17 protein-coding genes are annotated in these 20317 nt (G+C 60.6%); all 17 read left to right on the plus strand.

Annotated elements, in window-relative coordinates; genetic code table 11:
* Positions 1 to 10 precede the first annotated feature (10 nt).
* Entirely contained in the window at positions 11 to 1789 is a 1779-nt protein-coding gene (locus RAN89_RS05505) for an STAS domain-containing protein (RefSeq protein ID WP_313868615.1), read from the plus strand.
* A gap of 65 nt (positions 1790 to 1854) precedes the next feature.
* Positions 1855 to 2400, plus strand: coding sequence for an ATP-dependent protease subunit HslV (gene hslV, locus RAN89_RS05510; RefSeq protein WP_087496283.1), 546 nt, complete (start codon positions 1855 to 1857; stop codon positions 2398 to 2400).
* A 24-nt stretch (positions 2401 to 2424) separates the two neighbouring features.
* Complete coding sequence (gene hslU, locus RAN89_RS05515; protein WP_313868616.1) at positions 2425 to 3759, plus strand: ATP-dependent protease ATPase subunit HslU; 1335 nt, start codon at positions 2425 to 2427, stop codon at positions 3757 to 3759.
* Positions 3760 to 4018: 259 nt separating this feature from the next.
* Entirely contained in the window at positions 4019 to 4447 is a 429-nt protein-coding gene (gene mraZ / locus RAN89_RS05520; protein WP_087496285.1) for a division/cell wall cluster transcriptional repressor MraZ, read from the plus strand.
* Between the two features lie 9 nt (positions 4448 to 4456).
* Entirely contained in the window at positions 4457 to 5392 is a 936-nt protein-coding gene (rsmH, locus tag RAN89_RS05525) for a 16S rRNA (cytosine(1402)-N(4))-methyltransferase RsmH (protein ID WP_313868617.1), read from the plus strand.
* Positions 5389 to 5700 carry a cell division protein FtsL gene (gene ftsL / locus RAN89_RS05530; RefSeq protein WP_313868618.1) on the plus strand — a complete coding sequence of 104 codons (312 nt, stop codon included), beginning with the start codon at positions 5389 to 5391 and terminating at the stop codon, positions 5698 to 5700. The genes rsmH and ftsL overlap by 4 nt, the downstream gene beginning before the upstream one ends.
* The gene (locus tag RAN89_RS05535) at positions 5697 to 7442 is read left to right on the plus strand and encodes a peptidoglycan D,D-transpeptidase FtsI family protein (RefSeq protein ID WP_313868619.1); all 1746 of its coding nucleotides are present in this window, start codon (positions 5697 to 5699) and stop codon (positions 7440 to 7442) included. Before ftsL ends, RAN89_RS05535 begins: the two co-directional genes overlap by 4 nt.
* Complete coding sequence (locus RAN89_RS05540) at positions 7442 to 8941, plus strand: UDP-N-acetylmuramoyl-L-alanyl-D-glutamate--2,6-diaminopimelate ligase (protein WP_313868620.1); 1500 nt, start codon at positions 7442 to 7444, stop codon at positions 8939 to 8941. The genes RAN89_RS05535 and RAN89_RS05540 overlap by 1 nt, the downstream gene beginning before the upstream one ends.
* A 5-nt stretch (positions 8942 to 8946) precedes the next feature.
* Positions 8947 to 10350 carry a UDP-N-acetylmuramoyl-tripeptide--D-alanyl-D-alanine ligase gene (locus tag RAN89_RS05545; protein ID WP_428984499.1) on the plus strand — a complete coding sequence of 468 codons (1404 nt, stop codon included), beginning with the start codon at positions 8947 to 8949 and terminating at the stop codon, positions 10348 to 10350.
* A gap of 18 nt (positions 10351 to 10368) precedes the next feature.
* On the plus strand, positions 10369 to 11547 hold the full coding sequence (gene mraY, locus RAN89_RS05550; RefSeq protein ID WP_313868622.1) for a phospho-N-acetylmuramoyl-pentapeptide-transferase: 1179 nt from the start codon (positions 10369 to 10371) through the stop codon (positions 11545 to 11547).
* Entirely contained in the window at positions 11544 to 13394 is a 1851-nt protein-coding gene (gene murD, locus RAN89_RS05555; RefSeq protein ID WP_313868623.1) for a UDP-N-acetylmuramoyl-L-alanine--D-glutamate ligase, read from the plus strand. The genes mraY and murD overlap by 4 nt, the downstream gene beginning before the upstream one ends.
* 5 nt (positions 13395 to 13399) lie before the next feature.
* Positions 13400 to 14641: a putative lipid II flippase FtsW gene (ftsW, locus tag RAN89_RS05560; RefSeq protein ID WP_313869349.1), complete on the plus strand. Its 1242-nt coding sequence runs from the start codon at positions 13400 to 13402 to the stop codon at positions 14639 to 14641.
* An 82-nt stretch (positions 14642 to 14723) separates the two neighbouring features.
* Positions 14724 to 15893 carry a UDP-N-acetylglucosamine--N-acetylmuramyl-(pentapeptide) pyrophosphoryl-undecaprenol N-acetylglucosamine transferase gene (locus RAN89_RS05565; RefSeq protein WP_313868624.1) on the plus strand — a complete coding sequence of 390 codons (1170 nt, stop codon included), beginning with the start codon at positions 14724 to 14726 and terminating at the stop codon, positions 15891 to 15893.
* Positions 15890 to 17326: a UDP-N-acetylmuramate--L-alanine ligase gene (murC, locus tag RAN89_RS05570; protein WP_313868625.1), complete on the plus strand. Its 1437-nt coding sequence runs from the start codon at positions 15890 to 15892 to the stop codon at positions 17324 to 17326. The genes RAN89_RS05565 and murC overlap by 4 nt, the downstream gene beginning before the upstream one ends.
* Complete coding sequence (locus tag RAN89_RS05575; RefSeq protein ID WP_087496296.1) at positions 17323 to 18276, plus strand: D-alanine--D-alanine ligase; 954 nt, start codon at positions 17323 to 17325, stop codon at positions 18274 to 18276. The genes murC and RAN89_RS05575 overlap by 4 nt, the downstream gene beginning before the upstream one ends.
* Positions 18273 to 19058, plus strand: a complete 786-nt coding sequence (locus tag RAN89_RS05580; protein ID WP_313868626.1) for a cell division protein FtsQ/DivIB — start codon at positions 18273 to 18275, stop codon at positions 19056 to 19058. Before RAN89_RS05575 ends, RAN89_RS05580 begins: the two co-directional genes overlap by 4 nt.
* A gap of 23 nt (positions 19059 to 19081) precedes the next feature.
* A complete protein-coding gene (gene ftsA / locus RAN89_RS05585; protein ID WP_087496298.1) occupies positions 19082 to 20311 on the plus strand; it encodes a cell division protein FtsA in 1230 nt (409 codons plus the stop codon).
* Positions 20312 to 20317: the final 6 nt, after the last annotated feature.

A 20317-nucleotide genomic window follows, 5' to 3' on the forward strand; every position in this document is an offset into this window, starting at 1 on the left:
CTTATCCGCTATGGCAACCAAAGACGAACGACCAGGCTTACTTTCCAAGGTGGCGATGTTCGTTCGCAATCCGACCAAAGACTGGTCGGAGTTGTCCCGTACGGAAACCGAGCCGGATAGCAGCTATGACAAACAGGCCTTGAAGGCCATGATTGAGCGCAAGCGGCAAAATGATTTCGTCCGCAAGCGAGAGTTCGATCAACTGCGAAAGCTGCGTAATCGCGACCCCTCTGCGGCGGCCAATCTGGCTCGTCCGTCATTCTTCCAGAGTAGTATCCCGACCGACCCCGATGGACGTGCGGTGACGCTGAAGAAGATTGATGAAATCGAAGCCCAGATGTCCAAGCAGTGGTGGAAAGGCAAGCAAGAGGCTGCGGCTATGCAGGGCGCAGGACCGACAGCACCACAAAGCATCCCGACTTCCTTCCCGTCAGATTCTAGCCCGGGATCGCATACGTCTGTGGATGCACCGATCTCAATTCCTTCTGTGTTTGAGTCGACAGAATCCACTGGTTTGAGGGTGTTGAACACCGTCCGAGATCCGGCGCCCTCCACCGAATATGCCCCAACTGAGATGGGCTCCGGCATGCCGCCCATGTCTTCCCATGTTCCCTTGGTGCCGGTGGTGAAGGGCCCAGTAACCCATATCACGGCAGATCCTTCCGAATTGAGCTTTTCCACCTCCAAGCTTTTTGCCATGGACGTGGCGGATATGACCACTGATCCGGAGTTGGAAGAAGCGGCCATACGCTTCGCCAATGGAGATGACGCTGGTGCAGAAGCTGGTCTCATACAAGCGCTGGGCCGAGGTCATCCGGATGCAGAGGTCGCTTTCAATTGGGCCGCTGCGCTTATGGACCTGTACCGCGCCACCCAGAATCGGGACCGGTTTGATTGGGCCACCGTGGAATATGCGCATCTTTGGAATGGTCGGGTGCCGGGTTGGGAGGTATTGCAGCTTGACGCCAATCAAGGCATGGATACGACCGCTGCGGCACCGTTTGTCCCTGAGCCTGTAGAGGGTGAGTTCGGACCTGCGGCCGCCATGTGGGATAGTCCTTCGGTCTTGACCGTGGATGGCATGGAGTCCCTGCGCATGGTCTTGTCCAGCAATCCCATGCCGTGGACATTGACGTGGGGGCGGCTACAGCGCATCGAATCCGAAGCCATGCCTTTGCTCTCAGGGCTCTTTGCGAGTTTGTGTGACGAACCGGTGTCCTTGCGCTTTGGCGGTGCTGAGAAGCTCCTGCAGGCCTTGCGCAACCTGACTCCATCCGGTGACCGAGCGGTGGATTCTGCGTGGTGGACGGTTCGCCTCAATGCCTTGCGTGCCATGCAGTTGCTCGATGAGTTTGAATTGGTGGCACTTGACTACTGTGTGACCTATGAGGTTTCGCCGCCCGCATGTGAGCCTGCCAAATGCAACTACGCGGTATGGGCTGCGCCCTCTGTCGCACGGTCGACATCGGACTTTATTGCCACGGTACCCATGGGGTTGGATTCGGTCACGATTTCCAGTCAGGAACTTCGTGGCGAAGTGCTTGGGGATGCCATGACCGTTCTGGCGGGCATCGATGGCGCGCGTGATGCGTCCAACAGCATTGCCGTGTCCTGCCGCTACCTTGTGCGGGTCGATTTTTCTGCTGCCGGCAGCATTCTCAATTGGGTTGCCATGCGCCAAGCCGAGGGCTGCATGGTGCAATTCCAGGATGTACACCGGCTTGTAGCCGCGTTCTTCAACGTGATCGGTATCAGCGAGCACGCACGCGTCATTCCCCGTTCGCTCTAAGGCGAACGCAGCAAGCCGGCGAGTGCCCGGCTTGCTTTTCTTGCAACCATCCTCATTTATCCGCCATGGAACAATTTCACGGAACGACCATCATCAGTGTGCGTCGTCAGACCCCAACCGGTATGCAAGTGGCCATCGGTGGCGACGGGCAAGTGACGCTTGGCAATATTGTGATCAAGGGTACGGCCCGTAAAGTACGCAAGCTTTACCACGGCAAGGTCTTGGCGGGATTTGCGGGTGCCACGGCTGACGCATTCACCTTGTTTGAACGTTTTGAAGCCAAGCTTGAAAAGCACCAAGGGCACTTGGTGCGTGCGGCCATTGAACTCACCAAGGATTGGCGCACTGACCGCGTCTTGCGCAAGCTGGAGGCGATGCTGGCGGTGGCAGACAAAGATGCGTCGCTCATCATTACCGGCAACGGGGATGTGCTGGAGCCTGAAAACGGGATTGTGACAATTGGTTCCGGTGGCGCTTATGCGCAAGCAGCGGCCGTGGCCTTGCTTAACCACTCGGAATTGTCGGCTGCCGACATTGTGAAGCGCTCCCTGGAAATTGCCGGCGAGTTGTGCATTTACACGAACATGAACCACACCATTGAAACCCTCTAAGCAGGGTTGCCGCTTTCAATTTTTATGCAAACACTTACGCCTCAAGGCATTGTTGCCGAATTGGATAAACACATTGTCGGGCAGGCGCAAGCCAAGCGCGCCGTCGCCATTGCGTTACGCAACCGGTGGCGCAGGCAGATGGTGGAGGGCACTCTCCGCACGGAAATCACGCCCAAAAACATTCTGATGATTGGTCCTACTGGCGTGGGTAAGACCGAGATTGCCAGACGCTTGGCCCGTTTGGCCGACGCACCCTTCATCAAGGTGGAAGCGACGAAGTTCACCGAAGTCGGCTACGTGGGCAAGGACGTAGACGCCATCATCCGCGATCTTGCAGAGATTGCAGTCAAACAGACGCGCGAGTCAGAAAAAGCCAAGGTCCGCGCGCGGGCCGAAGATGCTGCTGAAGACCGCATCCTGGATATCCTGATTCCAACGCCGCGGGCAGACTTCGGTTCTCTCTCTACGGCTGAGACTCCAGAAAATGCTACACGCCAGGCTTTTCGCAAGAAGCTGCGTGAGGGGCAATTGGCAGACCGCGAGATAGAGTTGGAAGTGGCTGCGCCCGCGCCCAGCCTGGACGTGATGGGGCCAGCCGGAATGGAGGAGATGACCGAACAGATTCGCGGTTTGTTCGGTCAAATGGGGCAGGGCAAGAAGCAAACCCGCAAGCTCCGTATTGAGGATGCCGCCAAGCTGCTCGCCGATGAAGAGGCTGCCAAGTTGGTCAATGAGGAAAACGTCAAGACTCAGGCCATCCAAATGCTTGAGCAGAACGGCATTGTCTTTATTGACGAGATCGACAAGGTCACCTCGCGCAGTGAAGGCAGTGGCGCAGAGGTTTCCCGTCAGGGTGTCCAGCGGGACCTTTTGCCTCTGGTGGAGGGCACCACGGTGTCCACAAAATACGGAATGGTAAAGACGGATCACATTCTCTTTGTGGCATCCGGTGCGTTCCATCTGAGCAAGCCCAGCGATCTGATTCCTGAGCTTCAAGGGCGCTTTCCCATTCGGGTGGAGTTGCAGTCGCTCTCGGTTCAAGACTTCGAGGCCATCCTGACCCAAACCCATGCTTCCCTGATCAAGCAATACCAGGCGCTATTGGCGACAGAAAGCGTGCAACTGCATTTCGCCGATGACGGCATTACCCGCTTGGCCCAGATCGCCTTCGATGTGAACGAGCGTACGGAGAATATTGGAGCCCGCCGCTTGTCCACCGTCATGGAGCGCCTGCTCGATGAGGTGAGCTTTGACGCCACTTCATTGGTCGGGCAAACGGTTCATATAGACGCAGCCTATGTCGACCAGCGTTTGGCAGCCCTGAGTCAAGACGAAGATTTGTCACGATTCATCCTGTAAGCGCGCAAGGACCGGATAAACGGTAGCTGCTTCAAGCATCACTTTCAGAGCCTCTGCTAAGTGCTTAATTTAGAACGCTTTTTAAGCTAGTGAAGCCTTCGAAAACGCGTCTAAGTCGTTGATTTCATTGGAAAATTTTCGCGCAAGCCCTGTTGCGAGCGTTCGATTTGCTGATACAGTGCAAAAAAGTGCAATTTAGTGGTGAAAAGTGCCGCCAAATTGCTGTTTCAACACTGCTGCAGCAAAAAGGTGTTTTTTCGTGTTCCAAGGGGCTTCGTCTCTCAGTCTTGATGCCAAGGGTCGCCTGTCGGTGCCGACACGGCATCGTGACGTCTTGAGTGCGACGGCTGCCGGACAGCTCACGATTACCAAGCACCCCCATGGTTGCTTGATGGTGTTCCCGCGCCCTGAGTGGGAAAAATTCCGTGAACGGATTGCGGCTTTGCCCATGTCCGCCCAGTGGTGGAAACGGATTTTTCTGGGCAATGCCATGGACGTGGAGATGGATGGCACCGGCCGTGTGCTGATTTCACCGGAATTGCGTGAGTCTGCCGGCATCGCCAAAGACACCATGCTGCTGGGCATGGGCAACCACTTTGAACTGTGGGACAAGGCCACGTACGACGAGCAAGAGGCGAAGGCCATGCAGGGTGAAATGCCCGACGTCTTCAAGGACTTCTCTTTTTAAGGCCACACGGTGGAAGCTCCTCGGACCCATACCACCGTATTGTTGAACGAAGCGGTAGATGCCTTGTTCAGTGATGGCGGCACCCCCTTTGACGCAGCTGCGCAAGCCACCTACGTGGATGCGACTTTCGGCCGGGGCGGCCACTCTCGCAGCATTCTCTCGCGCCTGGATCCTTCCGGCCGGCTGATCGCCTTTGACCGCGATCCTGAGGCCGTGGCCCAGGCAGCGCTCATTACGGATCCCCGCTTTTCCATTCGCCACGAAGGTTTCTCGAACCTCGGCGTCTTGCCGTCTGGCAGCGTGGGTGGCGTGCTGATGGACCTCGGTGTGAGTTCCCCACAGATCGATAGCCCGGAGCGGGGCTTCAGCTTCCGCTTCGACGGCCCGTTGGATATGCGCATGGACACCACGCGCGGTGAGAGTGTGGCCCAGTGGCTGGAAACGGCCGAGATCAATCAAATCGCGGAGGTGATACGTGAATATGGTGAAGAACGGTTTGCTGGGTCAATTGCAAAGGCGATTGTTGCTCGCCGACAGGAACGGGGCCCAATTTCAACCACCTCCGAGTTGGCCCAACTCGTGGCTGACACGGTCAAAACCCGCGAGCCGGGCCAGAACCCTGCAACGCGCACATTTCAGGCTTTTCGGATTTTCATCAACGCCGAGCTTGAGGAGTTGCAACAGGCGCTAGACGCCAGTCTGGAAGTCCTCCAGCCCGGCGGGCGTCTGGCTGTGATCAGCTTCCACTCTCTGGAAGACCGCATCGTCAAGCAGTTCATCGCCAAGCATTCCAAGGAGGAGTACGACCGCCGCGCGCCCTTTGCGGCTCCCAAGGTCATGAAGCTCAAGGCATTGGGGCGCATCAAGCCAAGCGCAGAAGAAGTGGCAGCCAACCCTCGCTCACGCAGTGCGATTCTGCGTGTGGCGCAAAGGATGCCGGCATGATGCGCATTAACTTGGTTCTCTTGGTGGCGGTGGTCTGCAGTGCGCTATATCTGGTGGGGATTCAGTACGAGTCGCGCCGCGTGTTTACTGAGTTGGACAAGGCGCGCGCCGATTCCCGCCGGCTGGAAACAGAGTTCGGCCGCTTGCAGGTTGCCAAGCGCGAACAGGCGACGTCTGCCCGCGTGGAGCAGCTCGCACGTGAAAAGCTCCAAATGCGCCAAGTGACGCCCGCCATCACCAGCTATGTCACCTACAGCGCACCTATGCCTCAAGCCGGCGCATCTGCAGCAAGGAAAGGCGCCCAGTGACACGTCGGGGTATTCAGTACACCTCCAGTCCTTTGCTGGCCAGCCGCACGCCGGTATGGCGCAGCAAGTTTGTGGTGGGCGCGATTGCCCTCGGGTTTACAGGTTTGGTGGCGCGTGCCGCCTATATCCAGGTGTATGCCAATGATTTCTTCCAACGCCAGGGCGAAGTGCGCTTTGCGCGGACGATTGATTTGCCTGCGGATCGTGGGCGCATCCTGGACCGCAATGGCTTGATACTGGGCTCCAGTGTCCCCGCGCCCAGTATCTGGGCCATTCCTGAAGACGTGGAATTGGACAAGACACAGCTGGCGCAGCTGGCCAAGTTACTGGAAATGCCAGCGGCCGACATTGCAAAGAAGCTTCAGGACGAAGACAAATCTTTTGTCTGGATCAAGCGCCAGGTCAATGCGGACATTGCCAAAAAGATTGCCGAGATGAACATCAAAGGCATCTATCAGCGCAAGGAATACAAGCGCCAGTATCCGGAAGGCGAAGCGGCTGCGCACATCGTGGGCTTTACCAACGTCGAAGACAACGGTCAGGAAGGCGTGGAGTTGATGTTCAACAAGGAGCTGCTCGGACGTCCGGGCATGCGCCATGTGATCAAGGACCGATTGGGCCGCGCGGTGGAAGACGTGGGTGAGATGGTACCTCCCGTCCCGGGGCGCGACTTGCAGCTCAGCATCGACAGCAAGGTGCAGTTTTTTGCATACCAAAAGCTGCGTGACGCGGTAGTCACCCACAAAGCCAAAGCAGGTAGCGTCGTGGTGCTCGACGCCATCACTGGCGAGGTGCTGGCACTGGCCAACTACCCCAGCTACGTACCGGACAAGCGCCACAACCTCACCGGTGAGCAGTTACGCAATCGGGCCCTGACAGATACTTTTGAGCCCGGTTCTGTGATGAAGCCATTCACAGTGGGCCTTGCGCTGGAATCTGGTCGTGCCAAGCCGTCTACCGTGATCGATACCGCCCCGGGCTCCATCACCATCACGGGGGCCACTATCCGCGACTCGCACCCTCATGGCGCCCTGACGGTAGAGCAGGTCATTCAGGTCTCCAGCAATGTAGGTACGACCAAGCTGGCCATGCAGATGCCGGCCAGCGAAATGTGGCAAACCTTTTCGCAAGCGGGCTTCGGCCAAAAACCGCAAATCGAGTTTCCCGGCGCAGTGTCGGGGCGACTGCGGCCCTACAAATCCTGGCGCCCCATCGAACAGGCCACCATTTCTTATGGCTATGGCATGTCTGCATCCCTGTTTCAGATGGTGCGCTCGTATACCGTGTTTTCTCATGATGGGCAGATCATTCCTGCCACGCTGTTGAAAACCAGCCAGCCGGCCGTCGGTGTGCAGGTGTTCTCCGCGCAGACCGCTGCCAAGGTCCGCCATATGCTGAAAATGGCCGCTGGACCGGGAGGCACGGCACCCAAGGCCCAGACCATCGGCTACTCGGTGGGTGGAAAGTCCGGAACCGCCTACAAGCAAATCGGCAAGGGCTACGGGAGCGACGGAAACCGCAAGTACCGCAGCTGGTTTGTGGGCATGGCGCCCATCGAGCAGCCGCGCATCATTGTGGGCGTCATGCTCGATGAGCCCAGTGCCGGCAAGTACTACGGCGGTGAAGTTGCCGCGCCTGTATTCAGTGAGACGGTGCAACAAACCCTGCGCATGTTGGGGGTTCAGCCTGACATGGCCGTGCAGCCGCATATCGTCGCGGATGCGGTGGAGGAGAGCTTCTGATGGCCACCTTCACCACCCCCGTGCAGGCCGTGGAATGGCTGCGCTCCTGCGGCGTTCAGGGCCTTACGACAGACAGTCGCGAAGCCACCAGCGTGGATGCATTCATTGCCTGGCCGGGTGCCGCGACCGATCCACGGCGCTTTGTTGCGCCCGCACTGGCGAAAGGCGCTCTCGCCTGCCTCGCGGAGCAGTCGGGTGCAGAGGCTTTCGAATTGGATTCCGATCGCACGGGCTTTTACTCCGGACTCAAGGCCGGTTCCGGGCCGATAGCAGCAGCGTTTTACGGCATGCCTTCCCGCGAGTTGGCCGTGATGGCGGTGACCGGCACCAACGGAAAAACCAGTACGGCCTGGTGGCTCGCCCAAGCATTGGCCCAAGTGGGGGGCAAAGAGGCTATGCCGTGTGGCGTCATTGGCACGCTGGGCGTTGGTCGCCCGCCTGCATTGAAGGCCACTGGCTTCACGACGCCAGATCCGGTTCTCTTGCAGAAGACCCTGCGCGCTTTCGTCCAGCAAGGGCTCAAGGCATGCGCGATGGAGGCTTCATCCATCGGCATTGAAGAGCTGCGCATGACCGGCACGGTCATCCACACCGCCATCTTCACCAATTTCACGCAAGACCATCTGGACTACCACGGCAGCATGGCGGCTTACTGGGCCGCCAAGCGAGCGCTGTTCTCTTGGGATGGATTGAAGGCCGCTGTGGTGAATGTGGATGACGACAAGGGCGCCGAATTGGCGGCAGAGCTTGCGGATACTTCCCTGAATGTATGGACAGTCGCCGTGCAAGGTGACGCGCGCTTGATGGCTCGCAGCATCACCCATTCGGCGCAAGGCCTGGCATTCGATGTCGTGGAAGGCGGAGAGACTGTCCGTCTGCAGTCGCACGTTATCGGTAGCTACAACGTGTCCAACTTGTTGGGGGTGATTGCAGCCATGCGCACGGTGGGCATCCCCCTGCAGTCTGCGGTGCAAGCCTGCGCAACCCTGTTGCCGGTACCGGGTCGTATGGAGTGCATAGGCGGAGAGTCTGCTCCCCTGGTGGCGGTGGACTATGCCCATACGCCGGATGCCCTGGCGCAAGCCTTGCGCGCATTGCAGCCGGTGGCCCAAGCCCGCGGAGGAAAACTCTGGTGCGTGTTCGGTTGCGGGGGTGACCGCGATGCGTCCAAGCGCCCCCTGATGGGAGCCGTCGCCGCAGCCCAGTCGGAACATACGGTCGTGACCAGCGACAACCCTCGCAGCGAAAAGCCGGAAGCCATCGTGGCGCAAATTCTCTTGGGCATGGTGGAGTGCCCCCATGTGGATGTGCAGGTGGATCGCGCCGTGGCGATTGCCGACGCCATCTGCAGCGCCGATGCACAAGACGTCATTCTGCTGGCCGGCAAAGGTCATGAAGAAACCCAGGAAATCGCCGGTGTGAAAACCCCGTTCTCCGACATGGCGCACGCCCGGGCCGCTCTGGCCTTGCGCAGTCCCAATGAGGAGACCATGCGATGAGCGCCATGATGACCCTGTCTCACGCGCTCAAGTTGATACCGGGCGCTACGTTGGTAGGCGATGGATCTACGTCCATTCACCGCGTACACACCGACACCCGGACGATTGAACCTGGCGACCTGTTTGTGGCGCTCCAAGGCGAGCGCTTCGATGCCAACGACATGTTGCATGAAGCCTTGGCCAAGGGCGCAGCCGCCGTGCTGTGCCATGCAGGTCTGACGGCCAACGCTTATCCCGCTGGCTTGCCGCGTATCGAAGTAAACAACAGCAAGTTGGCCTTGGCGGCCCTGGCCACAGGTTGGCGCGCCCAATTCGATCTGCCCGTCATTGCCGTGACCGGCAGCAATGGCAAAACCACCGTCACGCAAATGATTGCCAGCATCTTGCATGCACACGCGCCCGATGGCGCTGCGCTTGCAACAGTGGGTAACTTCAATAACGACATCGGCGTACCATTGACGCTTTTGCGCATGCGTGCAACGCATCGCATCGCGGTGGTGGAGCTGGGTATGAACCATCCCGGCGAGATCGCCGTGCTGGCGGCCATGGCCCAACCCACCGTCGCGTTGGTGAATAACGCGCAGCGTGAGCACCTGGAGTTCATGCACACCATTGAAGCGGTGGCGCGTGAAAACGGCAGCGTACTGTCTTCTTTGCCTGAAACAGGCACCGCGGTGTTTCCTGCGGATGATGATTACGCCCCTCTATGGCACGAGCTGTCTGCCGGCCGTGTTGTCGCGACTTTTGCCGGCGGTGACGCTGGCGCAAATTGCGTGGTGCGCAGCGCAAGCTGGCGGGATGGTGCCTGGCAGGTCGTGGCCGGCACGCCCCAAGGCGAGCTGCGTTACCGCTTGGCCATAGCAGGTCGCCACAACGTGAAGAATTCCTTGGCCGCAGCGGCTTGCGCGCTGGCCGCTGGCGTGCCTGCTATCACGGTGGCACGTGGGCTGGAGGCCTTTGTGCCCGTCAAGGGCCGCTGCCGCGCCATGCAAGTGCGCCAAGGCGCGCTGGACTTCACCTTGGTGGATGACACCTACAACGCCAATCCGGATTCCATGCGCGCTGCCATCGATGTGCTGGCGGATTTGCCCGTCCCGCGCTTGTTGGTGATGGGTGACATGGGTGAAGTAGGCGAGCAGGGTCCTGCCTTCCACGCGGAAGCGGGTCGCTATGCGCGTGATGCAGGCATTGAGCATGTGTTGGCTCTGGGGGATTCCAGTGCCCATGCCGTGCAAGAGATGCCGGGTGCCCGGCATTTCAAGGATGTGGCCGACCTGAACGCTGCTGCCTTGGCCTTGGCGCCTGCGGTGGCTAGCGTGCTCGTCAAAGGCTCGCGCTTCATGCGCATGGAACGTGTGGTGGAGGCCCTGTCGGCCCGCCCCGCGCAGGAGGTGGCGGGTCATGCCTAATTTGTTTGGAGAAATTTCATGCTGCTGAGCCTGGCCCAATGGCTGCAAAGTTTGTCGCCCGAGTTCGGCGTGTTCCGGGTATTTCAGTACCTCACCTTCCGTGCCGTGATGGCTGCGCTGACCGCACTCCTGATCGGTCTGGCTGCCGGTCCTGCCGTGATCCGTCGTCTGCGCGCCCTGAAGATCGGCCAGCCCATCCGTGGTTACGGCATGGAAACCCACTTGGCCAAGAGCGGTACGCCCACCATGGGTGGCGTACTCATCCTCTTGTGCATTGCCACCTCCACGATGCTGTGGGCAGATCTTTCCAACCGCTTTGTCTGGATTGTGCTCATTGTGACCCTGGGCTTCGGTGCGATCGGCTGGGTCGACGATTGGCGCAAGGTGGTGCACAAAGACCCTGAGGGCATGCGCTCCCGTGAAAAATATTTCTGGCAAAGCCTGATCGGCCTGCTGGCCGCGCTGTACCTGGTGTTCAGCATCTCCGAGAGTTCCAACCTGCGGGTGCTGGAGCTGTTTTTCAATTGGGTGCGCTCGGGCTTTGATGTGAACCTGCCCCCCAAAGCCGGCCTGTTGCTGCCCTTTATCAAAGAGGTGAGCTATCCCCTGGGCGTGTTGGGCTTTGTGCTCATGACGTATCTGGTCATTGTGGGTTCCAGCAATGCGGTGAACCTGACTGATGGACTGGACGGCCTTGCCATCATGCCGGTCGTAATGGTGGGTTCCGCGCTGGGTGTGTTTGCTTACGTAACAGGCAGCTCGGTGTTCTCCAAGTACCTGTTCTTCCCCTACATTCCCGGCTCAGGCGAGTTGTTGATTTTCTGCTCCGCCATGGCCGGAGCAGGCCTGGCCTTCCTGTGGTTCAACACCCATCCTGCGCAGGTGTTCATGGGCGACGTCGGTGCCTTGGCACTGGGGGGCGCTTTGGGCACCATCGCCGTCATCGTTCGCCAGGAAATCGTGTTGGCCATCATGGGGGGCATCTTTGTGGCTGAGGCCTTGTCGGTCATGCTGCAGGTCACCTGGTTCAAGTACACCAAAAAGAAATTCGGTGAAGGCCGCCGCCTGCTCAAGATGGCGCCGCTGCATCACCACTTCGAGAAGTCCGGCTGGAAAGAGACCCAGGTCGTGGTCCGCTTCTGGATCATCACCATGCTGCTCTGCCTGGTCGGCCTGTCCACCCTGAAATTGCGATGACTACGCCCGAGCAGCACCTTTCGCCTGAAAACCTGCAGACACCGGCCGATGACGCTGGTGTGGTGCAACACGCCCCTATGGCGCAAGAGGTTCAGCCGGTGGTGCCTGCAGTGGATGTGGAGAACCTGCCTGCTGCACCAGCGTCCGCCGGCCCCAAGGCCTTGCCCACGACCTTGACCGCTGCCAAAGAGGCTGCCGAGTTTGTGGCCCGCATCTTCGCGGAAACCGAGGCGGAAAAAACAGAGGCTGCAGAGGCAGAGTCGACGGTGGTGGAGGTCAGCGTTGACCAAGCGGTGGCAGAAGAAGTGCCCGCAGCCGAGCACGTCTTTGCGCCGCTGGCCGGTCACAAAGTGTTGATTCTGGGACTGGGTGCCTCGGGTCTGGCCATGGCCCGTTGGTGCGTGTTAACGGGTGCGGCGCAAGTGACGGTGGCCGATACCCGCGAAACCCCGCCTCAGTTGGCCGTGTTGCAGCAGGAGCTGCCCCAAGTGCAATTTGTAGCCGGTCCGTTTTCTGAGTCCTTGGTGGAAGGGCGCGACCTGAACGCCGTGTACCGGTCGCCAGGTTTGAGTCCTGAAGAAATTGCTCCTGTTTTAGGAGCTGCTAGCGCATATTCCATAAGCGTTGGCGGCGAGTTGAGCTTGTATTCCATGGCCTTGGACGCGCTGCGTACTGTGCGTGCTTACCAGCCCGCGGTGTTGGCCATTACCGGCACCAACGGAAAGACGACTGTCACCTCGCTGACCGGGCAACTGATCGCCCATGCGGGCAAAACCGTTGCGGTAGCCGGCAACATCGGCCCCACGTTGTTGGACACGCTGACGCAGCATTTGCAAGCAGACACCCTGCCAGACGTCTGGGTGCTGGAGCTCTCCAGCTTCCAGCTGGATGCTGCAGGGAGTTTCGAGCCTACGGCTGCCGTGGTGCTCAATGTGACGCAAGACCACCTCGATTGGCACGGCAGCATGCAAGCCTACGCGGGGGCCAAGGCCCGCATCTTCGGCCAGCGCGGCATGATGGTGCTGAACCGCGAAGACGCCACCGTCATGGCCATGCGTCCGGAGCCTGTGCGTGTGCGTCTGCAAAAGCCGCAAGAGCGCGCTTACATTTCCTTCGGCACCGACATGCCCCAACGTCCAGGCGATTTCGGCATCGAAGACGTCAACGGCATGGTGTGGCTGGTGCGTGCGCTGGAAGCAGACGAAACGCGCAAGCGCCGCAAGGATGAAGAGGAAGAGATCCACATCCAGCGCCTGATGCCGGCGGACGCCTTGCGCATCCGCGGGCGCCACAACGCCAGCAATGCCTTGGCAGCTTTGGCACTGTGCGCCTCCGCCGGTTGTGCGCTGGCCCCCATTTTGTACGGTCTGCGCGAGTACCGCGGTGAGCCGCATCGCGTGGAGCCTGTCGGCATCATCAATGACGTCGAGTTTTTTGACGATAGCAAGGGTACGAACGTGGGCGCCACCGTGGCAGCGTTGCAGGGCCTGGGCGCTGACCGCCGCATCGTCGTCATTCTGGGCGGTGAGGGTAAAGGTCAGGACTTCGCGCCTTTGGCTGCCCCGGTGGAGCGCTATGTGCGCGCCGTGGTGCTGATCGGCCGGGACGCCCCCCTGATCCGCGCAGCCCTGGAACTGACCGGCATTCCTTTGGTGGATGCTGACAGCATGGCTTCCGCCGTCACGCTGGCCAATGCCAAAGCCCACGCGGGCGACGCTGTGCTCATGTCCCCCGCCTGTGCCAGCTTTGACATGTTCAAGAACTACGAGCACCGCGCGCAGGTGTTCTGCGACGCAGTGAAAGAACTGGCCCTGTCCAACGGCACTGAGTTGGAGCAGCTTCCATGAAGTTCATGCCCAACTTCGTCGCGGGTTGGTTTGCGCCCAAGGAAGCTGAGGCTGCCGGTGCCCTTCCTGTGCGTCTGGGCGGACGTGGCTCGTTCTCTGCCAGTACCACTCCGGCGCAGGTCAAGGGTTTCGACCAGCCGTTGGTCTGGGTCACGGTGGCTTTGCTGCTCTGGGGGCTGGTGATGGTGTATTCCGCATCCATCGCTATGCCGGACAACCCCAAGTTCACCTTCTATTCCCACACCCATTTCGTGACCCGTCACGCCATGTCCATGATGGTGGCCTTTGTGGCGGCACTGATTGCCTTCCAGGTGCCAGTCCAGACCTGGGAGCGCCTTGCGCCCTGGTTGTTTGTGGTCTCCCTGGTGCTGCTGATTCTGGTGCTGGGCGTGGGCCGCGGTGTGAACGGCGCCAAGCGCTGGATCTCGCTGGGGGTGATGAACTTCCAGCCTTCTGAGCTCGCCAAGTTCGCGGTGCTGCTCTATGCGTCGGACTACATGGTCCGCAAGATGGAAGTGAAAGAGCACTTCTTCCGCGCGGTGGCACCCATGGCCGTGGCAGTCGCGGTCATCGGTTTGCTGCTGTTGGCAGAGCCTGACATGGGCGCCTTCATGGTGATTGCCGTCATCGCCATGGGCATCCTCTTTTTGGGCGGCGTAAACGCCCGCATGTTCTTCCTGATTGCGGCGGTGATCGTGGTGGCTTTCGGGCTGATGATCGCCTTCTCGGAATGGCGCCGGGAGCGCATCTTTGCCTATCTCGACCCATGGAACGACAAGTACTCCATGGGCAAGGGCTACCAGCTCTCCCACTCCCTGATCGCCATCGGTCGGGGCGAAATCTTCGGTGTCGGTCTGGGTGGTAGTGTGGAAAAACTGCACTGGCTGCCCGAGGCGCATACCGACTTTTTACTGGCCGTGATCGGCGAGGAGTTCGGCTTGGTCGGGGTGGTCGCCGTGATTGGAATGTTCTTGTGGATGACCCGCCGCATCATGCATATCGGCCGCCAGGCCATCGCGCTGGACCGCGTCTTTGCCGGTCTGGTGGCCCAAGGTGTGGGCGTGTGGATGGGCTTTCAGGCCTTCATCAACATGGGCGTGAATCTGGGTGCTCTACCCACCAAAGGCCTGACCCTGCCACTCATGAGCTATGGCGGCTCCGCCATCCTGATCAATCTCGTCGCCATCGCCGTGGTCTTGCGTGTGGACTATGAAAACAGACAACTCATGCACGGAGGCCGTGTATGAGTTGTCTGATTCGGCAAAACCGGCACAACGCGCAAGCGTTGCAGGGCGCGAATGCGACATGGTTGATGCATGGGGGGCGGGTATGACGCAAAAAGTCGCTCTCATCATGGCCGGCGGTACGGGTGGGCACATTTTCCCGGGGCTGGCCGTGGCCCAAGCGCTGCGGGACAAAGGCTGGCGCGTGCACTGGCTGGGTGCCCCCGGCAGCATGGAAAGCCGCATCGTGCCGATCCGCGGCATTCCGCTGGAGTTGGTGGAGTTTGGTGGCGTGCGCGGCAAAGGCATCAAGACATTGGCACTGCTGCCGCTCAAGCTGCTGCGCGCCTTCTGGCAAAGCCTGCTGGTGGTGCGCCGTGTGAAGCCTGACGTGCTGGTGGGCCTGGGCGGCTACATCACCTTCCCCGGCGGCATGATGGGCGTGCTGTGCGGCAAACCTTTGGTGCTGCATGAGCAGAACTCGGTGGCCGGCATGGCCAACAAGGTGTTGGCCGGTGTGGCAGACCGCGTGTTCTCGGCCTTCCCGAACGCCATGCCCAAGGCGGAATGGGTAGGTAACCCTTTGCGCGCTGAGTTCTTGAACCTGCCTGCGCCTGAAGTGCGCTTTGCCGGCCGCAGCGGCCCGCTCAAGGTGCTGGTGGTGGGTGGCAGCCTGGGTGCCCGTGCACTCAATACCGTGGTCCCCCAAGCCCTGGCGCTGATTCCCGAAGCCCAGCGCCCCGTGGTGACGCACCAGGCTGGCGAAAAACAGATTGACGAGTTGCGGGCCAACTATGCAGCGGCTGGTATTGCGGTCCACATGAGCGTCGCCGGGAAGCCCCAAGACGCGAAGGTCCCGGTGCGCAGCGACCCCTCCGGTAATGGGGGCAGCGTAGTACGCGAAGCGACAAGCGTGGGGGTCACTATCACCCCTTTCATTGACAACACCGCGCAGGCTTTTGCCGATGCCGATCTGGTCATTTGCCGGGCTGGCGCCAGCACGGTGACCGAGTTGGCCGCCGTGGGCGCGGCTGCGGCGTTTGTGCCGTTTCCGGCTGCGGTGGATGACCACCAGACCTTCAATGCCCGCTTTCTGGTCGACCAGGGCGGTGGCTGGCTGTTGCCGCAAGCCACCCTGAGCCCCGAAGTGTTGGCTGAGATGCTATTGAAAACAGAGCGGTCCGCGCTGATGCAGCGGGCGCTGGGAGCCAAAAAGATGCAAAAACTACACGCCACCGAAGCCGTGGTGGCCGCCTGCGAGGAGCTTGCGACATGAAGCACGCAGTCAAACACATTCATTTCGTCGGCGTGGGCGGCGCCGGTATGTCCGGCATAGCCGAAGTGCTGAGCAACCTCGGCTACGAGATCTCCGGCTCCGACCTGGCTGATAACGCCACCACCCGCCGCCTGGCCGCTTTGGGCATCAAGACCTACGTGGGCCACGCGGCAGAGAACGTGACCGGTGCGGACGCCGTGGTCACTTCCACGGCGGTGCAGTCTGACAACCCCGAAGTTCTCCGCGCCCGCGAGATGAAAATCCCCATCGTGCCCCGTGCGCTGATGCTCGCTGAGCTCATGCGCCTGAAGCAGGGGATTGCGATCGCCGGTACCCACGGCAAAACCACCACTACCAGCCTGGTGGCGAGCGTGCTGGCAGAAGCCGGTTTGGACCCTACGTTTGTGATCGGTGGCCGCCTCAACAGCGCAGGCGCGAATGCGCGACTGGGCAGCGGCGACCACATTGTGGTCGAGGCCGATGAATCGGATGCCTCCTTCCTGAACCTCCTTCCCGTGATGGCGGTGGTAACCAACATCGACGCCGACCACATGGAAACCTACGGGCATGATTTCGGCAAGCTCAAGAAAGCCTTTGTCGATTTCCTGCACCGCATGCCTTTCTACGGCGCCGCTATTCTGTGCACCGACGACCCCGCAGTGCGCGACATCTGCGAGCAGGTCACCTGCCCGATCACCAGCTATGGCTTCAACGAAGACGCTGAAGTGCGCGCTGTGAATGTGCGTGCGGTGGGCGGCCAGATGCACTTCACCGTGCAACGCCGCAACGGTGTAGTCCTGCCCGATATGGAGGTAGTGCTGAATTTGCCCGGCCTGCACAACGTGCTCAACGCGCTGTCGGCCATTGCAGTAGCCGTGGAGCTGAACATTCCAGATGCGGCCGTCGTCAAGGCGCTGGCCGAGTTCAAAGGCGTGGGACGCCGCTTCCAGCGCTATGGAGACCTCGCTTTACCCCAGGGTGGCACGGTCACGGTGATTGATGACTACGGTCACCACCCCGTCGAGATGGCCGCCACGCTGGCAGCCGCACGCGGCGCCTTCCCCGGGCGGCGTCTGGTCCTGGCTTTCCAGCCACACCGTTACACCCGCACGCGCGATTGCTTTGAAGACTTTGTGAAAGTCATTGGCGCCGGTGCCGACGCGGTGCTGCTGGCCGAGGTGTATGCCGCCGGTGAAGCGCCCATCGTGGCGGCAGACGGCCGGTCCCTCGCGCGTGCTCTGCGCATTGGCGGCAAGGTGGAGCCCCTGTTTGTGGACGACATCGCCGCCATGCCTCAAGCCGCCATCGACAACGCGCGCGATGGCGATGTGCTGATGTGCATGGGTGCCGGATCGATTGGCGCCGTGCCCGGAAAAATTGTTGAATTGCTACAAAATCAGGAGCTGCTCGCGCAGCAGGGACGGGCGCTATGAGCCAAAATAATCTGAATCTCGGGAAGGTGGCTGTGCTGATGGGCGGCGCCTCGGCAGAGCGCGAGGTGTCGCTGATGTCGGGAAGTGGCGTGCTCAAGGCACTGCGTTCGCAAGGCGTGGACGCCCATGCCTTCGACCCCTCTGAGCGTGCGCTTGATGAACTCAAGCGCGAGGGCTTTGATCGCTGCTTCATCGCGCTACACGGCCGCTTCGGCGAAGACGGCACCGTGCAGGGCGCGCTCGAATTGCTGGGTATTCCTTACACCGGCTCCGGCGTGATGGCCTCCAGCATCTCCATGGACAAGGTCATGACCAAGCGCATCTGGCGCTTTGAAGGCTTGTCCACCCCTGCATGGCAGCAGGTCAAAAGTGCCGCGGAAACCCAGGCAGCGTTTGCGGCGCTGGGCGCACCCATGATCGTGAAGCCCGCACGTGAAGGCTCTTCCATCGGATTCACCAAGGTGATGAGCGCGGACCAGTGCGATGCCGCATATGCACTGGCCTCCAAACACGACAGCCATGTGCTGTGCGAGCAGTTCATTGCGGGTGATGAAGTGACCTGCCCGGTGTGGGGTCCGAGCTCTGCGCCTGAGGCGCTGCCGGTGATCCGCATCGTGGCGCCCGAAGGTAACTACGACTACCAGAACAAGTACTTCACTGACACCACCCAATACCTGGTCCCCGCTGGCTTGCCTGCCGGCGAAGAGGAAGCCATCCAGGCGCTGGTGTGCAAGGCCTACCAGGTGCTGGGCTGCCGCGGCTGGGCACGGGCTGACGTCATGATTGATGCCAAGACCCGCACACCCTACCTGCTGGAAATCAACACCTCACCGGGCATGACCGGCCACTCCCTGGTGCCCATGTCTGCCCGTGCAGCCGGCATCAGCTACGAAGAACTGTGTGTGCGCCTGCTGCAAAGCACCGCCACAGATGGGAAGGCCGACGCGTGAATTCCACTGTCGCCACTCCGCTGGACGTCAAGCTCATGAACGGGACCGCTGTGCTCCTGTTCATGACTTTTGTCGTTCTCGCAGTGGTGACCGGTGGCCGCTGGCTGGGGCGTTTGCCGATGTTTTCCATCCAGGGCATCACGGTAACCGGCGACATGAACCACAACAGCCCGCTTACGTTGCGGGCCAATGTGGCTCCCGGCTTGAATGGCACTTTTTTCACGGTCGACCTGGCGCGTGTGCGCTCCGCTTTTGAGGCGGTGCCATGGGTGCGCCACGCGGTGGTGCGCCGCGAGTTTCCGAACCGCTTGCGGGTGGATTTGCAGGAGCATGTGGCGGTGGCCTACTGGGGTGCCGAGCCGGAACTGCGCTTACTCAACAGCTATGGCGAAGTGTTTGAAGCCAACGTGGGCGAAGTGGAGCAGGACGTACTGCCCAAGCTCAGTGGGCCCGACGGCCAGAGCGGTGAGGTCTTGGCGATGTACCGCACGTTGACCCCTCTGTTTGCCGGTATGGAGCTGCCGCTGGAGCAGCTGGATTTGTCAGGTCGTGGCAGTTGGCGCGCCCGTCTGGACGGGGGCGCCATGATCGAGCTCGGGCGCGGAACGCCAGAGGAAGTCACTGAGCGCCTCCAACGGTTTTTGAGAACGCTGACGCAGGTCACCACCCGCTACGGCCGGGCCCCGGCTTCGGTCGAATCGGCGGACTTGCGGCATGCCAACGGATATGCGGTCAAGCTGCGCGGCGTTACCACGCTGGCAGCGGACAGCACCAAGAAATAGCGGAAACGAAGCAGGGTACAACTATGGCTAAAGAATACAAAGATCTTGTCGTCGGGCTGGACATCGGCACTGCCAAGGTGATGGCGGTGGTCGCTGAAGTAATGCCCGGTGGTGAGCTCAAGCTGGCCGGTTTCGGCGTGGCGCCGAGCAATGGGCTCAAGCGCGGTGTGGTGGTCAACATTGATGCCACTGTCGCCAGCATCCAGCAGGCGCTCAAAGAGGCCGAGCTGATGGCCGACTGCAAGATCACCCGGGTGTACACCGGCATCACCGGCAGCCACATCCGCGGCATCAACAGCAGCGGCATGGTAGCGGTGAAGGACCGCGAAGTGACGCAGGCCGACGTGGCCCGTGTGGTCGAAACGGCCAAGGCCATCAACATCTCGACCGACCAGCGCCTGCTGCTGGTCGAGCCTCAGGAATTCATCATCGACGGCCAGGATGTGCGCGAGCCCATCGGCATGAGCGGCATCCGCCTCGAAGCCAAAGTGCATATCGTGACCGGTGCGCAGAGTGCGGCCGAAAACATCATCAAGTGCGTGCGCCGATGCGGCCTGGAAGTCGAGCAGCTCATGCTCAACCCGCTGGCCAGCAGCCTGTCGGTATTGACCGAAGACGAGCGCGAGTTGGGTGTGGCCTTGGTGGACATTGGCGCCGGCACCACCGATGTGGCCATCTTCACCAATGGGGCGATCCGTCACACCGCTGTGATCCCGATTGCGGGTGACCTGATTACCAGTGACATTGCCATGGCCCTGCGCACGCCCACCAAGGACGCAGAAGACATCAAGGTGGAGTCCGGCCACGCCAAGCAGTTGCTGGTGGACCCCGAGACGCAGGTGGAAGTGCCCGGTCTGGGGGACCGTGGCCCCCGCATGCTGAGCCGTCAGGCCCTGGCCGGTGTGATTGAACCGCGGGTGGAGGAAATCTTCTCCCTGGTAAATCAGGTGATGCGCGAGTCCGGCTATGAAGAAGTGCTGTCCAGCGGCATAGTGCTAACCGGCGGCAGCTGCATCATGCCCGGCATGGTGGAGCTGGGAGAGGACATCTTCCTCAAGCCCGTGCGCCGCGGCATCCCCAAATACAACAGTGCGTTGGCCGACATGGTGGCGCAGCCCCGTGCGGCCACGGTGATGGGCCTTCTCGAAGAAGCCCGCATTGCCCGCATGCGCGGCTACAAGGTCGCGCAGAAGTCCGGCACCATGAAGTCAGCGTTCAGTTCTGTCAAGGACTGGTTTGTGGGGAACTTTTGACCATGA

The organism is Rhodoferax mekongensis, assembly GCF_032191775.1.
GTDB classification, from domain to species: domain Bacteria; phylum Pseudomonadota; class Gammaproteobacteria; order Burkholderiales; family Burkholderiaceae_C; genus Allorhodoferax; species Allorhodoferax mekongensis.